The sequence below is a fragment of the Paenibacillus sp. 22594 genome (genome assembly GCF_052044425.1).
Classification (GTDB): Bacteria; Bacillota; Bacilli; order Paenibacillales; family Paenibacillaceae; genus Paenibacillus_AQ.
Genome location: NZ_JBQENA010000002.1, coordinates 188,225 through 207,796 on the forward strand (window position 1 = coordinate 188,225; position 19,572 = coordinate 207,796).

General features: G+C 48.1%; 14 protein-coding genes. 10 read left to right on the forward strand and 4 right to left on the reverse strand.

What is annotated here, in order from left to right:
• The first annotated feature begins 46 nt into the window (after positions 1–46).
• The 3 genes from ACTJKB_RS07675 to ACTJKB_RS07685 are packed head-to-tail and all read left to right on the forward strand — an operon-like array spanning position 47 to position 4,566.
• Positions 47–1,780, forward strand: coding sequence for a cache domain-containing sensor histidine kinase (locus ACTJKB_RS07675; protein ID WP_440832991.1), 1,734 nt, complete (start codon positions 47–49; stop codon positions 1,778–1,780).
• Positions 1,781–1,829: 49 nt separating this feature from the next.
• Entirely contained in the window at positions 1,830–3,446 is a 1,617-nt protein-coding gene (locus ACTJKB_RS07680; RefSeq protein WP_440832992.1) for a response regulator transcription factor, read from the forward strand.
• A 43-nt stretch (positions 3,447–3,489) separates the two neighbouring features.
• Positions 3,490–4,566, forward strand: coding sequence for a Gfo/Idh/MocA family protein (locus ACTJKB_RS07685; protein WP_440832994.1), 1,077 nt, complete (start codon positions 3,490–3,492; stop codon positions 4,564–4,566).
• Between the two features lie 249 nt (positions 4,567–4,815).
• On the opposite strand, the gene ACTJKB_RS07690 is transcribed toward ACTJKB_RS07685, so the two are convergent.
• The 3 genes from ACTJKB_RS07690 to ACTJKB_RS07700 form a co-directional block, all read right to left on the reverse strand.
• Positions 4,816–5,274 (reverse strand): N-acetyltransferase family protein, encoded by a 459-nt coding sequence (locus ACTJKB_RS07690; RefSeq protein ID WP_440833863.1) that lies wholly within the window; start codon positions 5,272–5,274, stop codon positions 4,816–4,818.
• Between the two features lie 66 nt (positions 5,275–5,340).
• Positions 5,341–6,087 (reverse strand): amidohydrolase family protein, encoded by a 747-nt coding sequence (locus ACTJKB_RS07695; protein WP_440832995.1) that lies wholly within the window; start codon positions 6,085–6,087, stop codon positions 5,341–5,343.
• A gap of 465 nt (positions 6,088–6,552) precedes the next feature.
• Complete coding sequence (locus ACTJKB_RS07700) at positions 6,553–7,413, reverse strand: helix-turn-helix domain-containing protein (protein ID WP_440832997.1); 861 nt, start codon at positions 7,411–7,413, stop codon at positions 6,553–6,555.
• A gap of 148 nt (positions 7,414–7,561) precedes the next feature.
• On the opposite strand from ACTJKB_RS07700, the gene ACTJKB_RS07705 reads away from it, so the two are divergent.
• The 6 genes from ACTJKB_RS07705 (at position 7,562) to ACTJKB_RS07730 (ending at position 15,886) form a co-directional block, all read left to right on the forward strand.
• A complete protein-coding gene (locus ACTJKB_RS07705) occupies positions 7,562–9,538 on the forward strand; it encodes a hypothetical protein (RefSeq protein ID WP_440832998.1) in 1,977 nt (658 codons plus the stop codon).
• Positions 9,539–9,736: 198 nt separating this feature from the next.
• Entirely contained in the window at positions 9,737–10,711 is a 975-nt protein-coding gene (locus ACTJKB_RS07710; protein WP_440832999.1) for an ABC transporter permease, read from the forward strand.
• Positions 10,712–10,728: 17 nt separating this feature from the next.
• Entirely contained in the window at positions 10,729–11,610 is an 882-nt protein-coding gene (locus tag ACTJKB_RS07715) for a carbohydrate ABC transporter permease (RefSeq protein ID WP_440833000.1), read from the forward strand.
• Between the two features lie 63 nt (positions 11,611–11,673).
• On the forward strand, positions 11,674–13,266 hold the full coding sequence (locus tag ACTJKB_RS07720) for an extracellular solute-binding protein (protein WP_440833001.1): 1,593 nt from the start codon (positions 11,674–11,676) through the stop codon (positions 13,264–13,266).
• Between the two features lie 104 nt (positions 13,267–13,370).
• Positions 13,371–15,116 carry a sensor histidine kinase gene (locus ACTJKB_RS07725; protein WP_440833002.1) on the forward strand — a complete coding sequence of 582 codons (1,746 nt, stop codon included), beginning with the start codon at positions 13,371–13,373 and terminating at the stop codon, positions 15,114–15,116.
• Positions 15,113–15,886: a response regulator transcription factor gene (locus tag ACTJKB_RS07730; protein WP_440833003.1), complete on the forward strand. Its 774-nt coding sequence runs from the start codon at positions 15,113–15,115 to the stop codon at positions 15,884–15,886. The genes ACTJKB_RS07725 and ACTJKB_RS07730 overlap by 4 nt, the downstream gene beginning before the upstream one ends.
• A gap of 497 nt (positions 15,887–16,383) precedes the next feature.
• On the opposite strand, the gene ACTJKB_RS07735 is transcribed toward ACTJKB_RS07730, so the two are convergent.
• A complete protein-coding gene (locus ACTJKB_RS07735) occupies positions 16,384–17,490 on the reverse strand; it encodes a glycosyl hydrolase family 8 (protein ID WP_440833004.1) in 1,107 nt (368 codons plus the stop codon).
• A gap of 258 nt (positions 17,491–17,748) precedes the next feature.
• Here ACTJKB_RS07735 and ACTJKB_RS07740 point away from each other — a divergent pair, with 258 nt between their 5' ends.
• Positions 17,749–19,548, forward strand: a complete 1,800-nt coding sequence (locus tag ACTJKB_RS07740; protein ID WP_440833006.1) for a family 43 glycosylhydrolase — start codon at positions 17,749–17,751, stop codon at positions 19,546–19,548.
• Positions 19,549–19,572 lie beyond the last annotated feature (24 nt).

The following is a 19,572-nucleotide window of genomic DNA, read 5'->3' on the forward strand; positions in this document are numbered from 1 at the left end:
TACCGTTTGCTGTGTCTGAATGGGAGCCCGAAGGAAGGTAGAGCATGTGATCAACCCTTTTAAAAAATATAGAATTGACCGTCTGTTTTTTCATAGCTTCGCTATAGTACTTATTGCGGTTATCGTTATTACTGCATGGACGAGCTACAGCAATTCCTCCAAGGCGCTCGTACAGACCACCTCCCATTACCAGCAGCAGCTGCTGGATGAGCTGAATAATGAAATTACGACCCGGCTGGTTATGATTGAGCAGATTTCACTGTCCAGCTCCCGCGACAGCGAGCTGATTAATTTTCTCCTGAACAGGCAAGATGAATTTGAGAGATACCGTAGCCGGGCAGGTGTAGAAAGCGCGCTCGCGAATTTGACCTATGCGATTCCGCTGATTCAAGGGATTGACCTGTATATGGATAATCCAATTCAAAGTGAACGGCAAAGCTACATCCAGTTCCGGAACCTTGCGGATCTGAACGAGCAGGTAGGGGCCGGTTGTCTGGCGAAAAGCGATTTTTGCTGGTCCAAAGAGTATAAATTCCCCAGCGCTCAAGGTGACGTTCCGGTGCTCAGCTTTTCCAGAAAAATAATAGATGAGAATGACTATTTAGGTGTCCTTGTCGTCCACATCAAGGCCAACGAGATCAGGAAGCTGCTAACCGGCAATTCTGACGGATCTAACCGGATCATGGCGGATAGTGAAGGACAGCAAATTATGAAAATAGGCGATACGCTGGACCAGAATAACTGGTCCCGGTGGATTGATCTAAAAAGCAATAAATCGGGATATGTCCATATCCCGGCAACCGGTGGATCCCGCGACACACTGCTCGTCTATTCCAGAATGGATAATTCCATCTGGACCCTAATCGAATTCACGTCATGGAATCAGATTACAGCAAGCAGCCTGAAGCTGGCGGAGTGGATTGGTCTGATCGGTATCGCTGCAGTGCTACTGGTATTGCTCCTGACCCATTTTTTAAGCAAGCAGTTTACAAAGCCGATCAAGAATCTGGTAACTGCGATGCGTATGTATTCCGTAGGAGGCGATAATGTCGAACTTCCGGTGGATTATGAGAATGAATTCGGTTATTTATTCTCCGGCTACCGCAAGCAGAACGAACGGATTGAAGAACTGTATCTCTCACTTGAACGCCGTTACGAACAGCAGCGGAAAGCCGAAATTGAGGCGCTTCAGGCCAATATCAATCCGCATTTTCTGTATAATATGTTAGATCAACTCAACTGGATGGCCATTGAGGCCGGACAGAATGAGCTTAGCCGTATTCTGGAGCTGATGGGCCGTATGTTTCGGATCGGTTTGTCCAACGGTAACAGCTTTATCAAGATAGCAGATGAACTGCATCATATAGAGTGTTATCTCGAAATCCAGCAGCTGCGCTGGGGAGATGGACTGGAGTACCGGATTATGGCGGAGTCCGAACTGCAGCAGCTATACATCCCGAAGCTTACGCTGCAGCCGTTCGTGGAGAATTCCATCGTTCATGGATTCAACAAGCAACGCAGCGGCTGTGTATCTATCGTAATGGAAAGAACCGGGGATGCTCTGCACATTGTCATTGAGGATAACGGGTCCGGACTGAAGCAGACCGATCACACTCATAAACGTCATACAGGCGGCTACGGTATACGCAATGTGAGAGAGAGGGTCGCCGGGTATTTCGGAGAAAGTTATGGTATAACGCTTAGTGAACGTGAAGAGGGTGGAACAAAGGTGGAAATGTTTCTGCCGCTGCTGACTGAACCTCCTAGCAAGAAAGATTAATTCTCTAAATTCAGATTTAAATCTTACCGAGTTCAAGGAGGTAGGGGTAATGTGGAAGATTGCAATTATTGATGACGAGCGCCAAGTCCTGAAGGGGATGAAACGGGCGATTCCTTGGGATGATCTGGGAGCTGAATGGGTTGGGGAGGCTTTGAACGGGGAGGACGGGTTGGAAATGATCCGCAATGCCCGTCCGGATATTGTGATCACTGATCTTTATATGCCGGTAATGAGCGGCCTGGACATGATGGAGCAGCTAAGGCAGGAAGGTTTTCAAGGGAAAATCATCATCTTTAGCGGTTATTCAGACTTTGAGCATGCAAGACAGGCGCTACGGTTTCAGGTGAGCGACTACGTCTCTAAGCCGATCAGTCTGCCAACGCTAAAGACGATCTTAAACAAAGTCATCCAGGAGCTTGAGGAGGAGGAGGAGAAGCGGGTCAGGCAGTGGGAGCTCGAGTGTAAAATGACGCTGTATGAGCCTTTTGTTGAAAAGGAGTGGGTTCGTTCGGCAGCTGTCGGTACCCTGGACCATGCTTACAAAGACAGTACGCATCTTCCGCCGTCATACCTTTTTTGGCAGGAACGCAAGCATGTCACGGTCGGTATCGACTTGATCCGTGATGAACGGGCCAGATGTTTATCCGTCTCCGATTGGAACTTGTTCCGGTTTGCAGTAAGCAATATTGCCTGTGAAGTAGCACGCAAGCTGTTCCCGGAGCTGGAATACACAGAACTGCATAGTACCCGATCCTTATTGATTATTCATCCGGGTCCAGAGCATCTCGAACAGTTAGAGAATAAACTGGAGGAACTGGGGATCAGGCTGAATGACAGTATCGGCGGTTATCTTAAGCTGGTGACACGGATAGGGATCGGTGGAGTGAAGGATACTTGGACGAAGCTCTCCGACTCGACGGAGGAAGCCTTCCGCGCGATGGACCAAAGAACATTACGGGTCGCTTCCGCACATGAAGTGTATAGATACCGGGAGAACAGCGGCGAACCGGGGGGTGTCTCCCTCTTTCCGGTCAAGTTCTCCTATAAACTGGCAACAGCAATGAAGGCATCGCAGGAAACGGAAGCCCATGAGCTTGTACTGGAATATATAACGGAAATGAAAAGACAAGAGGGGATGTCACAGGGATACGTACAGATGCTTGGAAGTGAGCTGTGGGGAATTATTACCTACTCGTTATATGAATCCGGGTTTGTACTGGATGACCTATTCACCAATGACCAGATTGCCAAGGAGATCAGCAGCCTGATCGTACCGGATCAGCTGGCTAACTGGCTTATGGACAAAATCACCAGGATCTGCAGCAGCAGGCAGTGGAAAGGGAGCAGCAAGCATAGACAGGTTGTCGACTTTATGACCAGTTACATTCATGAACACTATGCGGAGGAGCTGACACTCGCCGAGCTTTCAGATAAGGTATTCATTTCGCGGAACCATTTGTCCATTATTTTCAAAAATATTACCGGTGAGACCTTCAATAACTACCTGACCCGGGTTCGGATCGAGAAAGCACGGGAGCTGCTCATGGAGCGGAAAATGCTGGTCTATGAAGTGGCAGAACGGGTCGGCTATAAGAACATTCCATACTTTAGCACACTGTTCAAAAAAATAACCGGCATGAACCCTACAGAGCTTATAAAAAACTAGACACGCGATTTCACGGGGCCGGTTGATAAGGGGAAAGATAGGCATGACAGTGAGATTTAGTATTATCGGAGGAGCGGGGTTTCGCGCACAGTATTTTCTCCGGATCGCCCGTGCTTTGCCGCACCGTTTTCAGATTAGCGGAGTTGTGGTCAGAGACGAGGCCCAAGGAAGAATTGTGGAAAGTGAGTGGGGAGTACGTACTTACCGCTCGCTTGAAAGGTTGCTGAAAGACGAAGTTCCGGATTTCGTGGTCGTCTCGGTCAGTGGTGCGGCCGGCCTGGATTATTTGTACCGCTTGGCGGAGCGGGGGATTCCGGCACTGGCTGAGACACCGCCGGCTTCAGATCTGAAGGGGCTTGAGCAGCTTCACCGGGAACTCACAGTACATGGTGCCAGGATTCAAGTCGCTGAGCAGTACCCGTATCATCCATTCCAGGAGGCACGTCTGTCACTGATCCGCTCGGGCAGACTCGGGAGAATCACCGAAACGACAGTCTCCGTCTCGCATTTGTATCATGGAGCAGGCTTGATCCGCAAAATGCTGGGAATCCGTTTCGAGGAAGCAAGCATAAGGGCGATGCGATTTGAATCCCATTGGGTTAATGGCCCTACACGTAGTGGTCCTCCTAAGGAAGATAAGCTAATTCCATTGCAAAGGGACATGGCCTGGCTGGATTTCGGGGACCGTCTCGGGATCTATGACTTCACTAAGGACCAGCACCGCTCCTGGATTCGTTCGAATCATCTCTCCGTGCGCGGAGAGAGGGGAGAGATATTCGATCATCGTGTATCCATTCAGCAGGAAAGTACTGTGCCGCTTCAGCTTCAGATTAAACGTATTAACAAAGGTGAAGAGGAGAACGCGGAGGGTTACTATCTGCAAGGAATCATTTGTGGAGAACATTGGCTGTATGAGAACCCGTTCATTCCGGCCAGGTTGTTCGATGATGAGATCGCCATTGCTTCCTGTCTCTGGAGAATGGCTGATTATGCAGGGGGCGGCCCCGGATTTTACGGTCTTGAGGAGGCTTCTCAAGACACCTATCTGGGGATGATGATAGAGCAGGCGATTCAAAGCGGAGAGACTGTAATAGCGGAGCAGCGGTGCTGGGCCGAATGATAACGGATCAATTGATCTTTATAAACCAGCTAATCCCATAAGTGGAGGAGCTGTTTGTTGAAAATAAAGTATTAGACTGGAGTCATTGATTTTACGCGGTTTTCGAATTGAAGAAACTTCAGCTTTTGAAATATAAGTTTTAGACTAATCCATTAAAAAGAAACAGCGGCAGACCAAGACTTGAAAAATAAAGTCTTAGACTGCCGCTGTTATCATTCAACTAACGTTCCCGTTAGGGTTCAATTCCATCTAAAGGTGTAACTTCATTCCCTCATGCGATGCCTTAAAACCTAATTTTTCATAGAAATGAAGTGCTTCGGGTCTCTTTTTATCTGTTGTTAGTTGCACCATACGACATCCACGCTCTTTAGCACGTTGAATTGCCCATCGAATTAACATAGATCCTACACCTTTTCCACGTTCTGAAGATGCGATACGAACACCTTCAATTGTAGCCCTCCATCCTCCTTGATGAGAAATGTATGGAGTAAATGTAATCTGTTGTACACCCACAATCTCTTCACCAAAACAAACCACGACCAATTCATTGTTTGGGTCTGAGTCAATTGATTGAAAAGCTTTAACGTAACTTTCCGGCAAAGGGTGTGTATAAAGTTCTCTTGTTTTTCCCAAAACGTCATCTGAAATCATATACACAATCCTGTCGAGATCTTGTACTGTTGCCTCTCTAAATGTAAGTTGGTTCATATTCATAAAATTCCTCCTTCACCGATTTTCTTGCGAGACTCACTCATTCATTAGCTCAATGGTTATTTATTTCAAATACCATTTAATCGCATTTTTATATAAAACTTTTTCAACTTGATCTTCATTAAGAATGTTGTAAATAAGTTCAATATCAGAATGATCATAAGGTCTCTTAGCTCTCGTTGATGGTAAGTCCGTCCCAAACATTAAAGCATCTGGATTCACCGAATAAATTGAACGGATAGCCTGTGCTACATCAAGCTCACCCCTGCCAAAGCCAGTTGCTTTCACTCTAACTCCCTTATCGACTAATGATAGAAGGTTATTAAATCCTTCTTTTGATAAACCTAAATGATCTACCGATGCAGCAGGAAGATTTTTCAATGTGGTTGTAATTTCAGGTAAGGAAGTAGAATCAATATATAATTCTGAGTGCCATCCTACTAACTCATGAACTCTTCTTGCGAAGTAGTCTAGTCGAGAGATATCTTCTGATCCTCCACGCTTGACGTTAAAACGAATGGCTCTCACACCGTAGCCATGTAGCCTTATAATTTCTTCATCTGAAGTATCATGTGGCAATTGAGTTACTCCAACAAAATTTTCACCGAGCTTTTGCAATGAATCAATCAAATAAGTTTGATCGAATCCTTGAAATGAACCGGATACAACGGTACCACCTTTGATATTTAATTCCTTAACTTTATCTAAATAGTCTTTACAGGTAAAAGGTTCTGGCAAAAATCCTTGATTCTCAATTAAAGGAAAACGTGGGTCAATGATGTGCAAATGAGTATCAAAAATGGTTCGCATAAAAATCCCCTCTCCCATGTGTTGTTTCTATCTGTGAAACTAGGATCCAATTGCCAGATTAACTTAAATGTCGAATAAAACGTGGGAGCAGAACCACGTTTCCCCATTGTTTTTTTCATTATTCCCCAGCTATGAAATATTGGAACTATTCATTTTAATGCTATTCATTAATGCACATAGTATACTTTAAGCTTTGGCGATTGCCGAGAGGAATAAATACGCTGGGTGTAGGCGTTGTTGTTTTTTAGAAGATAGTAGAAACAATTCCCGCTTAAACAGCGGAGAGAACGGAATGATTGTGGAAAAGTGAAGCGTTCGCCTTGGTCTCCGGATTTTCACCGCTAAGGGGAATGAAAAAAATCTGGAGACCACAGCGATTGGAACAACGTTTCGTTCGCGGAGCGTCCTCACTAAGCGCAATCGTTAATCCAACTCTAAAAACAAGGGCTGTCCCAAGCTGCCATTTCATGGCTTTTGGGACAGCCCCATTTTTTTAGCGAATCTGCCGGGTGATATTCCAACGGTCTTAGTGAAACTACGGATAAAGTTCGCATAGTCGCTGAAACCGGACTGATAGCAGGCTTCGGTAATACTGAGGCCTTCGTGGAGATAGGATTTGGCGAGTGCGATACGGCGGTCTACGATATAGGAACGGAGCGTTAAGCCTGTATGTTTTTTGAATTGGCGGCTGATATAAGTGCTGTTCAAATGAAAAGTGCTGGCAAGCTGTTCAAGGTTGATGTCCTGAGCAAGGTGCGCTTCGATATAATTCATCGTTTTGCGGACCAGATCCGGCATGATATCCGTAGGAATAAAGCTGGCATTTTGAAAAACCGTATTGGTTAGAACTAATAGTTGAGCGATGCAGCAATTGGCCTGAATATCCGTTCCATACGCATCAGAAGCCAGTGCTTTCTCCAGATCACTTGTAAACTGTAGAAATTGCTTCAGCTGAGCGTCCTCCAAATGCACGATATTTCCTTTTCCCATAGGTCTGTAGTCGAAGCATCCGGATAAATGGGTTACCGGAGTAGAGATGCGATGCAAATAAGATTTCTGGAGATTAATGGTAATCCGCTCATATTCAGTTTCATCGAGGCTAAAGGAACGGTGCATTTCTTCCGGGTTAATCACAAGCAAATCGCCAGGCTCCAGACGGTAACAGCTATTTTCAATATAGAAATTGACATTGCCGCGTAGAAACAAGTACAGCTCATAGGCTTCGTGCCGGTGATAGAAGGTCCCCATATTATAAGTAGTAATCCTGTGCAGATAGAGGAAATCTTTCTGAATGGGATCATAACGAAGCTCAAAAGGTTCGTTCATCTGTAACCTCCTGATCTGTTGGCGCAATAAATATAGCGGAACATGCAATGATTATTCTCTGAAACTACTTTAAAATGTCATTATCCTAGCATGAAGAGATGAACATTGCAAGTGTTTGACTGTATATAGCAGACGGGAGGATCTTATTATGGAGCTGATTGTAACTGCAAGAAGCAAATATCAAAAAGATATTGAATATACCGGACTAGACAGGCATGGACTAAGTTCATCTGTAGAGATCACAGGCGGTAATGGTAGCGCCAAACAGCCATTTAAGGCAGTGGTACGGGTAAGAAATCTAGGGAGCTCAACGTGGGCAGGAGTCATTCATGTGGAGCTGCCATTTGCCAAGGTTCATCCGCGATTTTTTCTGCCGGCATTTATGTATGGCCGAAACCGCGGGGAAGCTCCACAGAATGTTCCGAATGAGTTCCCAAGATTGAGAGAAGGCAATCCCTCACGGCCGTCTTCCCCTTGGTGGATGGTACGCAGTGACCGCTTGTCTCATCCCGCAGCCCTTGTATATGACAACGGCACCATTTACGGCCTCTGTGCCAGCCCATATTTCATAAGTAAGGATGGAGTCAAAATCCAGTGGAAACCGGACCTGCCGGGTGAGTTCTACCAATATGGCGGCTATACCTGCTCACTTGCCAAGGGAACGGTCGGGTATACGCTTGGTTATGAGAATGCCCCGCTATTATTCATTAAATCGCGTCTGGTCAAGGAACGGGCTCCTCTGGATGAGAACTGCTTTGAATTGGCTCCTGCTGAGCCGGTAGAGTTCACATTGGATTTGTATGAGTATGAAGCGGAGTCTGAGCTGGGTATCAATGCTGTACTGGAAGACATCTATTTCCGTTATCATCAGCCTCCAAGACAGGGCAGTGATATTCAGACGGCCGCAGCCGACTTGTCGAAGGCTATTTATCAATATGCGTGGCTGCCTGAGGACCGGAGCTATTCCACATTTGTCTATGAAGATAAGGAGACGGGCGGTTACCGCTATAATAAAATCATCTCGATCAGCTGGACGAACGGCTTGACTGTAGCCACTCCGGTTCTGATGGCTGCACTGAGGCTTGGGGAGGAGTCCATGCGCGGGCAGGCGCTTTCCTGTATTGAGAATATCATCGAGAATTCCTTGAACCCTGCTTCCGGGCTTCCTTATGAGGCATACCAGGACGGGAAATGGAGTATAGCCGGCTGGTGGTTTGACGGGATGCGCACTCCGGGACATTCTGCCTATCTGTGCGCGCAGGCTATGTTTTATATTATGAAGGCGTATGAATTTGAAAAAAGGATCAAAAATGGCTATCACGAGGATTGGATGGTCTTCGTAAAAAAGGTTCTTCTCGTACTAGAGAAAAGCAAAAATTCGGATGATGAATATCCGACCATTCTATCCGAGCGAACGGGTGCCGGGCTCGAATATGATTCCTTCAGCGGAACATGGTGCATGGCTGCTATGGCATACTACGGCTGGCTCACCGGGGACAGAACGCATCTGGAGGGCCTGAAGCGCAGCGAGAAACATTACTATGAAACCTATGTGAAACGAATGGAATGCTACGGTGCTCCGCTTGATGCGGATAAAGCGGTAGACTCCGAAGGAATTCTGGCATACATCAAGGCTGTCAGATATCTGCACGCCCTCACTGGCGATGATCTGTATCTCGATCATATGAGGGATGCAATCCATTACGAGTTTACCTTTAAATTCGTTTACAACTCACCGGTTAAGGTACCTCCGCTAAGCACCATCGGCTGGTCCAGCTGTGGGGGAAGCGTTACTTCTGTCGCCAATCCGCATATTCATCCGATGTCCAGCAATCTTGTGGATGAGCTGCACTACTTCGTACAACAGCGTGAAGATTCCTACGTCCGGCAGCGGATGCTGGATACAGTGGGGTGGGGATGTCAGACCTACAACCGCTATGATAAGGAATTCGACCACGGCCTAACGGGCTGGATGTCTGAGAGATTTTGTCATTCGGAAGGGCTCGTAACGGAGACCTATAGCGACGGTTCTCCTGCAAGCACATGGTTCTGTCTAATGCCTTGGGCCAGCGGCAGTGTAATAGAAGGATTGGTTGGCGACTACTGGGAATCGAATGTCAATTAGTCGAAGCCGCAGCGCACCAGAAACAGATTCAAAAACAACAAGCAGCGCTTTTCCGTTAACTGGAGAATCGCTGCTTTTTGGATTGAACGCGTTGTCCTGTAGCATGCGTATATTAAAAAATGACAACGCTTTCTTAAGAATGTTGGCTTACGCTGCCATTATCCGGGAGAGTACACTAAATATAAAGGAGGGGCGCATATGCAACTGGAGACACAGCCTATTAGCCCGCAGGCCGACAGCGGCCGATTATGGAAGCGGTTCAAAAGACAAAAGATGCTTCATGTATTTGTTGGACTTGGTATGGTGTTCTTGTTGGTATTTTCGTACACGCCAATGTTCGGGATCTTGATGGCGTTTAAAGACTACAGCATTTCAAGCGGCATTAAGGGGATTTTTACAAGTGATTGGGTGGGACTGAAGTATTTTGATGAATTTATACACGACTATCAGTTCGGCAAGATTGTCCGTAATACACTGGTACTGAGCTTTCTGAAGGTCATCTTCGCTTTTCCGGCGCCGATTCTGCTCGCCATTATGCTCAATGAAGTGAAGAACATGGCCTTCAAGCGGTTCGTTCAGACGGTCAGCTATCTACCGCATTTTATCTCTTGGGTCGTGGTGGTCGGTGTTTCCTATGCCTTTCTGTCCGCAGACGTAGGTATAGTCAACAAAGCTTTGATGAGCCTCGGCTTCATCCACGAGCCGCTCAATATTTTGACAAGCCCGAACTATTTCTGGGGACTTGCAGTCGGAAGCGCTGTCTGGAAGGAAATGGGTTGGTGGACGATCATTTTCCTGGCAGCCATTACCGGAATCAATCCGGCGCTATACGAAGCGGCCGAGATCGACGGGGCAGGAAGACTTGCCCGCATCCGTCATATCACGCTGCCGGGGATGAAGGGAACCATCGTGGTGGTGCTGGTGTTGACGATCGGCAGTATTCTTGGAGGAGGACTGGTGGGCTCCAATTTCGAGCAGGCGTACCTGTTCGGCAACAGCATCAATAATCCGACTTCTGAGATTGTGCAGACCTATGCGTTCAAGGTGGGGCTGAAGGACGGCCGGTTCTCTTACGCAGCGGCTATTGATTTAATACAGTCGGTCATCTCGGTAATGTTAATATTTTCCAGTAATTCTATCGCAAAACGGATGTCAGGCTCAAGTTTATTCTAGGGAAAGGAGGAAGAGTCGTGCTCAAGAGTCAAAGACAAAAGGATCTGCTTTTTGACGGCTTTATTTATACCGTCCTTTTCATTATCATGCTCGTCATGCTGTACCCGTTCTATTATGTTCTGATCGCCTCATTCAACAAAGGCTCGGATTCTCTTCTGGGGGGCGTCTATCTCTGGCCGCGAAGCTTTACTCTGGAGAATTATAGAATGTTTTTGGACGATCCTAAGTGGTACCGTGCCTTCATGGTCACGGTTGTCCGGACGGTTTCGGGTACAGCATTGGGGCTGCTGCTGACAAGTCTGGTAGCTTACGGACTTTCGCACCGCGATCTGATGTTCAGCAAATTTTATTTTGCAATCATCATTTTTGCGATGTATTTCTCCGGCGGCCTGATCCCTTACTACGTAGTGCTGCGCTCGATCGGTCTGCTTAATTCATTTGGTGTCTATATCATACCGTCGATGCTCAACACGTTCTTCCTGCTCATTGCCATCTCGTTCTTCCGGGAAATTCCCGGCGAGCTGAAGGAATCAGCACACATTGACGGCGCGGGCGAATTCGTTATTTTCTTCCGGATTATCCTGCCGGTCTCGATGCCGCTTCTTGCCACAATGGCACTGTTCATGGGTGTAGGCCAATGGAATTCCTGGCTGGACTCTGCCTATTTCGTCCAGTCGGAGAACCTGCGGACGCTTGCCTTCCGCATGATGGAGGTCATTAGCAAGAGCAATGCTCCTATGGATGCGATTGCCGCTGCCAACAGTGCTTCGGCAGGCGTGACTAGCTTCTCCTTGCAGGTAACAGCGATGGTAGTCTCGATAGTGCCAATTATCTGTGTGTATCCATTCCTGCAGAAGTATTTCGTGCATGGTATTATGCTTGGTTCTGTAAAGGGCTGAAACAGCAGTTTCAATATTAAAGCGCTTGCTTTAATATATTAATTAACAAATGGGGGAGTTAGCTTGAAAAAAATCAGAAGCTACAAAATGCTTACGGCCTTATTGGCGGCCATCATGATGATTTCGCTCTTATCCGCTTGTGGCAACGGCGGCGGGAACGAAGGCCAGGGCAGCAAAACGAACAATGCAACTCAGGGAGACAAAGCCGGCACGGGCAATTCGGGCAGTGGCGAAGTGAAGGAATTATCGCTGTTCATCGACGCTCCCTGGTATCCGGTGAAAGAATGGAAAGGACCCGTTGCAGATAAAATCACGGAGAAAACAGGTGTGAAGTTGAAGGTTACCGTCGCTACGGATGACAAGCAGCTTCCGCTTATGATCGCTTCCGGCGACCTCCCGGACCTTGTTTTCACCTATTCGAATATAGACCGGCTGTCGGATTCGAAGCTGTCCTATCCATGGAATGAGCTGATCGAGAAATATGCGCCGGATTTCAAGATCGACAAGACGAGAATTGCGATCCATACTATGGACGACGGCAACTTCTACACGATTCGAAATTCCTTCGCCACTCAGGAGGAAATGGCGAAGAACAAATTTTCGATCGGCAGCGACGGCCATCCGGGGATTGCTGTGCGGGAAGATATCCTGAAAGAGCTGGGCAATCCACCGATCAACTCGCTGGATGATTTTGTGAAAGTGCTGGGTATGGTCAAGAAGAAATACCCGGATATGGTGCCGCTCATCATGGACAAAGACTGGCTGGAGCAATATTTCCTCCAACAGTTCGGCACAGGCGTTCTCCTGGATGGCTGGTATGAAGAGAATGGAAAAGTCGACTATTCCATTAGACAACCCAAAATGCTGGAGTTCTTCAAGTTTATGAATAGCCTGTACCGCAACGGATACATTCTGGCAGAAAATTTCGCGTTGGCGAACGATCAGATTGATGACCAGTATGCGACCAACGGAAAAGCGTTTGCCCACAGCCATACGGTTGCCACAGCCGATACGGACAACATAAAAATCAAAAGCAGTGGAAGCGGCTCATTCACGTTCAAAATGCTGCCTAGCGCCTTGTCGAAAGATGCAAAGGTTGTAAGTTCGGGGCTTGGATTTGCGGGAACGTTCATCACCAAGAAAAATAAAGACCCGGAAGCCTCAATCAAATTTCTTCAATATCTGGCAAGCGATGAGGGCAAGAAGTTGACAATGTTCGGCGTCGAAGGGGAGCATTGGACCTGGAACAATGAAGGGCATCCGGATCTGAAATACAACCCTTCTGATGCGGATTTCGTTAACAGCAACGGCATCAAGTGGTGGTACCTGTACAACGACGGGGTTACGGAAGGCATGCTGTCCTATGTTCCCGGCTTACAGAAGACAAAGGCCTTGATCGAAACAAAAGCCATCACTGTTTATAAGCCGCAAATCGGCTTAATCCAGGCACAGCCCGATTCTGAGGAGAAGACGATTAAGACCAAGATTGACGAGATGGTCAAAAACGAGAAGGTGAAAATTTACCTTGCGAACTCTGAAGAGGAAGCCGTGGCGAATTACAACAGTATGGTTAAGAACGCAGAGGATATGGGGCTGCAGAAGCTGGTAAATTGGGCCAACACAGTCTATGAGAAAAAGAAGGATTTGTTCAAGTAAGCAAACCAAGGACAACCGGTAGAGGCGCCATGCCTCTACCGGATTTTGCTTGTTCATGGTACGTTTAGAAGTAATCAATCCGGGATTCAGGAGGATTCGTCACCTTGAGCATTGTTCGTAAGATCACTTTGGGATATGTCATCCTGATTTTTATTCCAGTTGTCATATTCGGTTACTACTATTATTCACAAATCTACGGCAACCTGACCAATCAATTCGTCCAAAGCCGTCAGAAAATACTGGAGCAGGCACAGGCCAATATGAAGATGGATCTGACCCGAATCGACTCTATCCAGCGTATGCTGCAATATAACCCGTATGTCACGGATTATCTGGACGGAGTGTATGAATCCGATTCGTACAGCATTTACACCTATAACCGTTATATCAGTCCGGTTATCACTCAATCGCTGTTTATTAATCCGGAAATTGAAAGCTTTCGGATTTATAAAACCAAACAGCGGGTGCTTCCGATTACTGACCGGTTTCTGGATATCTCAGCTTTGGATTCGCGGGGCAAGGAGGTCGCGCGTACGCTGAAGCCCGGTCAAGGAATATGGAGGATGGCCGATCCGGGGGCGGCTGTGCCTTCGCTTATGTTCTATCAGAACATTTACAACTCTAACTTTACCGAGAAAATTGGACTTCTTGAGCTGCACATCGGTAGCGGGTTAATCCGGAAATTGTACGAGGCGGCTGGGGGGAGAGACAATTGGCAAGCCTTCCTGCTTCCCGAGCAGGGGGTGCCTGCGTCTGCGGAAGGCGCCCCCGCAGGCATTGACAAGGCAACCTGGAAGCTGCTTGGTTCAAATGATACCCGGCCCTATTTCATCAACAATAAAACCATTGTGAACCAGTTGTATATTGAGGAATTGGACGCCCGGGTTGTCGTGACCGGTAAGGTTGACACTGTGTTTCGCACAATCAAGCGCAAGGAGATTATCCTGGTCTTTACCATCATCGCACTTCTGACGGCTTTGTCATTTGTTTATTATGCGCTCGCATCTACGATTACCAAACGCATTCTGCTCCTTGCAAGGCACATGCGAAATCTGGACGATGACAATATGAAGCAGTTTATCAGCAAGCACGACAAGCCGAACCACCAGGACGAAATCGGATTTCTGACCTCGACCTACAATTCGATGATCCAGCGCATGGACGAGCTGATCAACAACGTTCACCGCTCCGAGCTGCGGAATAAAGAAGCGGCATATAAAGTGCTTCAGGCCCAGATCAAGCCGCACTTTCTCTACAACACCCTTGAGACGATCCGGATGCTGGCTGAGTCTAATAATGACAAGGAGGTAGCGGATATTTCGTTCTGGTTCGGCAAGCTGATGCGTTATAGCCTGTCCTCGGAAGGGGACCGGACCGTTCTGGCCAGGGAAATCGAAACGGTTATCTTCTATTTGAATATTCACAAGATGCGGCTCCAGGATAGACTGACCTACGAGGTCGATGTCTCCATGGATGCGGAACGGCTTGTCTGTCCAAGATTCATGCTCCAGCCTCTGGTCGAGAACAGCATCGTTCATGGAGCATCTACCATCCTTCGGCCCGTCCATATTAAGCTCCAAGTCCGGGAATCTGGAGACGAAATCATTATCTCCATTACAGACAACGGAACAGGCATTCCGGAGGACAAGCTGGCGGCAATTCGCTCCCGGTTGGCAAGGGGCGGCGGCAGAGACGTCGCGGAGAACATGGGAGGCGTGGGTCTGTTCAATGTCAGCGAACGGATCAAATCGTTCTACGGCGGTTCCTCGCAACTGGTCATTGACAGCGGACCGGACCGTGGAACATGCCTGACTATCATCATCACAACAGGAGGGACAGGCCGGATATGAGAGTATTGATTGTAGACGATGAGCCGCTGATCCTTAACGGACTGGTCAAGATTATCGGTGAAGCGGCTCCGCTCGGGACAGAGGTATTCAAGGCGAACAACGCTTTTGAGGCACTGGATCTCATGAAAGAATACATGCCGGATGTGACGGTTACGGATCTTCATATGCCGGAGAAAAATGGATTCGAGCTGATCGACGCTGCCAGGGAGAGTGGGCTGTGTGACCGCTTTATTATCCTGACGGGCTATGATGAATTCGAATATGTAAGGAAAGCGCTCCGCACAGGAGTCGTGGATTATCTGCTGAAGCCGATTGACAAGAATGAGATTGCCGCTCTGCTGGCGCATGTTGAACAGGAGCTTCCCTCCGAAGCCGATTCGGAGTGCTCAGGGCATGCCAAACGCATTCTGGCTTATACCAAAACCCATTATATGAACGATCTGTCACTGGACCATCTTGCCGAGTTGATGAAACTTCATCCGAACTACATCAGCAGTCTGTTCAAGAAAGTGACGGGCGACACGTTTGTCAGTTATTTGAACGCATTCCGCATCAAGGAAGCGCAGAAGCTGCTCAGGTCGCAGCGCCAGCTATCCGTGAACGCCATCGGAAAGAAGGTCGGTTTCGAAAATAAGCATTATTTTGCCAAGGTGTTCAAAAAGTATACTGGCATTACGCCGGGCTCCTACCGAGATGAGGATGAAGCGGAAGGAAATGCCGATGATGACGGCGCAGCCGGCGGGCCGGACTTGCCGGAGATGCGTGAGTGAAGCGTGGTCCCCGTTTGTGTCAATACGGGAGAAGTGAAGTAAAAATGTGAGCGTTATCAATACATATTGGCTTGAATTGCAAAAGGTGCTGTTGGCGGAGGCCTTGATGCCTGACTCCGTCCGTGACCGGTCTTTTCGCGACAAGTCCGAGACGTTGACCGCTCATTTGGAGGCGGGAAGAAAAAATGAGTTTTTTAGGCTTTTTAAAGAGAGGGTCGAGCCTGCAGGTCATGCATCGGATAGGGGCAGTCCTTACCTCACGGAGCTATATTTCACCATTGCACTCATACTCCTGTCTTAATCCACTTCAACCCCTCCTATTTGTCACGTCTGTTCAAGCAGGAAAGGGAAAGGGGCATCAACCTGTCAGGGTATATCGAAGAAATACGAATCCGCCAAGCTACTTGCTGTTGCAGGAGATCATGCAAAAAAAGAAATCGCTCCTTTGGAGATGGAAAGTGGTGCTTCCATGATATCCAAGGGCGATTTCTTTTTAATTATGAATAGATACGGTAATTTCCGCTTAGGGCCAGCAAGCTGAAGAAGTATAGGCAGTTGTCGTAATAACGGCGGTCACCGGTGCGTAGTGGAGTATTCCAGAACAGCTTGACGTAATGTCCGGCATCCGGTCCATCGGCAGCGAGCGAGGCCATGGCCAGCGTTGACAGAAGGCCGATCGGGTGCAGGGATGGCTCCTCAAAAGGTTGGCCGTCAATGGTGTAGCGCCGGTAATCGGCTACTTCAATGTCCCGGAAAAAGGCCTGAATCCGGTTGGATTGGCCCACCTGCCAAGGGTCATTGCGGAACCATTCATAATCAAGCCCGATGTTGGCCGCCACCCGGTAAGAATCACTGAAGAAGTGGCGGAAGTCTCCATGCGGCTGGGGTTCAGCCGGAGTTCCGTCATAGTTCGCATATTCGGGGGAAAGACCGGTAACCGGATGACATGCCTTTTGTAAATAGGCTCTGCTCCTGGATGCGGCTTCTTTCCAAAAAGCTCTGTCCTGCTCATCCGCCTGCAGAGCAAATAATTCATAGAAATGCGGCAGATGATAGGAGGGATCGCTGAAAGGGGTTTCAGGAATAAACTTGATCAGCTTGGTCTCCGGGTCCCACATCGGATCGCCTTCCCCGTCTTCCCCTTTATGAACACAAGCTCGGAGAATAATTCTTGCCTGCTCGGAATAGTTGAACGGTTCGGCGCCATCCCCCCAGCGACTTCCTGCAAAGAACAGCGCCATGGCGAAAAATTCTTCTCCGTCCGGCGCCGGACCGGGTGACAGCCGTGTTCCGTCCAGTTTACAGTGCCAGGCAAAATAATCCTTGTAACGGCCTTCTGTATGCTGCATATAGACCTTGGCAAATTTCCACAGCCGGTCGAACTCTTCCTTCTTGTCCAACTGAACAGCCATCATCATTCCATAGGACATGCCCTCTGTCCGCACATCTGTATTGCCGGTATCCACGATATATCCCTTATCGTCACCCATTGGATGGTAGATTCGGACATCGGGCGCGCCGTAGAACAATTCGTTCCAGGTGTCGTCAAGTCTTTGCCGGATGGCCTCTTCCGGCACTCCGTTCTCTTTGAACAGGTTTCTCATAACAATCCTCCATTGAATATGATTTTTTCAAAGCATACCATAACCGGAGGTATAGAAACTAAAGCGTTTTCCTTAAAATTTATAGACGATTCGGCCCTGGTTTTCCGCTCCGCAAATCATTTTGGGAACATCTAAGAATAGATCAATGTTAAGTGGCTATATGTCATGGACTTCGGTCAAGGCGCTTCACTATACTGTAAGGGACAAACCGTGAAGCCCAAAAAAGATAAAGGTGATGGTTATAGGGTGCAAAATCATATGAAGCTTACAGTCTATACACGCAAAGCGAACCAGGATTACACCGAGTCTCTCAGCAACAGCGTTCATTTTGCCTGCACGGATGATCATAACGAATTTCAAGCATTGAACCGGAACTACGGCATACTATTCGCTTTGGCAACCGTCGATGAGAACAGCGTGATTCATGAAAAAGGACTTAAAAACCCCTATTTGTTCCGTACATCAGACGGCTCTTTCGGCATTGTCGCGGTAAGAGTGGATGCACTCGGAAATGATGACGAAGAAAGCAGAGGGCATATTCTTCTGTGGACATCCCCGGATCTGGTTACCTTTCATCATCATGGTTTGGTTCAGCTGCACAGTGAGGTGTTCGTCAAAGAAGCCGTTTGTGGACTTAGCGGATCGGGTGAAGAATATGAAATTCGCTGGCAGGACAACGGAGGGAACTTTTATTTGAGCCGGTTGTCTGACCTGATGAAACCGGACCGTATTTCACTACCTGAACCAGCGGAAGCCTACATGGTAGACCGGCCCGGCAAGCCGCTGCCCGGAACGAATCCGGGAAATGCAATCTCGGTAGACAGCCGCATCGGCCGCTCGGTGCAGGCTTCATGGACACCGGTACATAACATTGGAATCCGCGTGCCGGAGAGTGTCAGTGTCACATCCGCAGACGAATTGAAAGTGGTAAAAGCCACGGCGGTTTATTCCGATGGCTCTACCGCAGACAAGCGGGTAATGTGGGACAGTGAAGGCATTGATTTTGCCGCGCCTGGAACGTATTCTGTGCAAGGCAAGGTGGTCACGCATGAGTTAACATTCCCCTTGGCAAGCGGCTATGCCGACCCGGTTGTTCTACCATGGCACAGCAAATATTATTTTTTGGCGACCAATGACAATGCAAATGATATTGGCATCTATGTCCGCGAGGCGGACACGTTAAGCGGTTTATTCGCTCCAGGTTATAAGGAGGCCGTCATTCTTGATCTGAATGAGGAGCAAAACTTCATCCAGACATTCTGGGCTCCTGAATTTCATGTCATCGGCGGGGATTTATATATTTTGTTCGCTGTAGGCGGCACAGTATGGGGTCCGCAGTGCCACATGATGAAGCTGAACACGGGCGGTGACATCCTGAAGGCAGCGGATTGGAGTACGCCGGTCCGTGTGAAGCGGGCGGATGGAGCCTATTTGGCAAAGGAAGGCATCACGCTGGATATGACTTACTTCAAGGCAGACGGTACTTCATGTCTGGTCTGGTCCTACCGTAAGGGAATCGGAACGCCGCTTGACACCGGCTCCATGTTGTATATCGCAACGGTAAATGAAGATAACCCCACGGTATTGACCAGCGAACCGGTGCTCCTCTCGCGTCCGCTGTTCGGCTGGGAGAATATTCAGGGGACTATCAACAATGAGGGCCCGTACCCGCTTATTACGAAGGACATGGTGTATATCGCCTACTCCGGCGGGGCCGCGACGGGTTACACCTATGCGGTGGGGCTTTTAAGCATTCCGCAGGGAAGTAATTATTTGGACATCAACGCCTGGACCAAGGCCAGCACGCCTGCATTGTCTTATTATTCGACTGAAGGCATATATGGGCCGGGCCACAATTCTTTTTTTAGAGATTATGATGGCAACGTACTGATGCTGTACCACGGAGAAGAGCAACTGGTGAAGCATGGCACGAGATGCTCCGCTATGCACAGAGTCCATTTTAACCGCCAGGGCGTACCGGTATTGGATGTGGCTAAAGAAAGAGATGTGCACCCGGACTATGCCGGTTGCTCCATGCAAGTGATTGTGCACGCATAAACAGACTTCATTATTAAATGACAA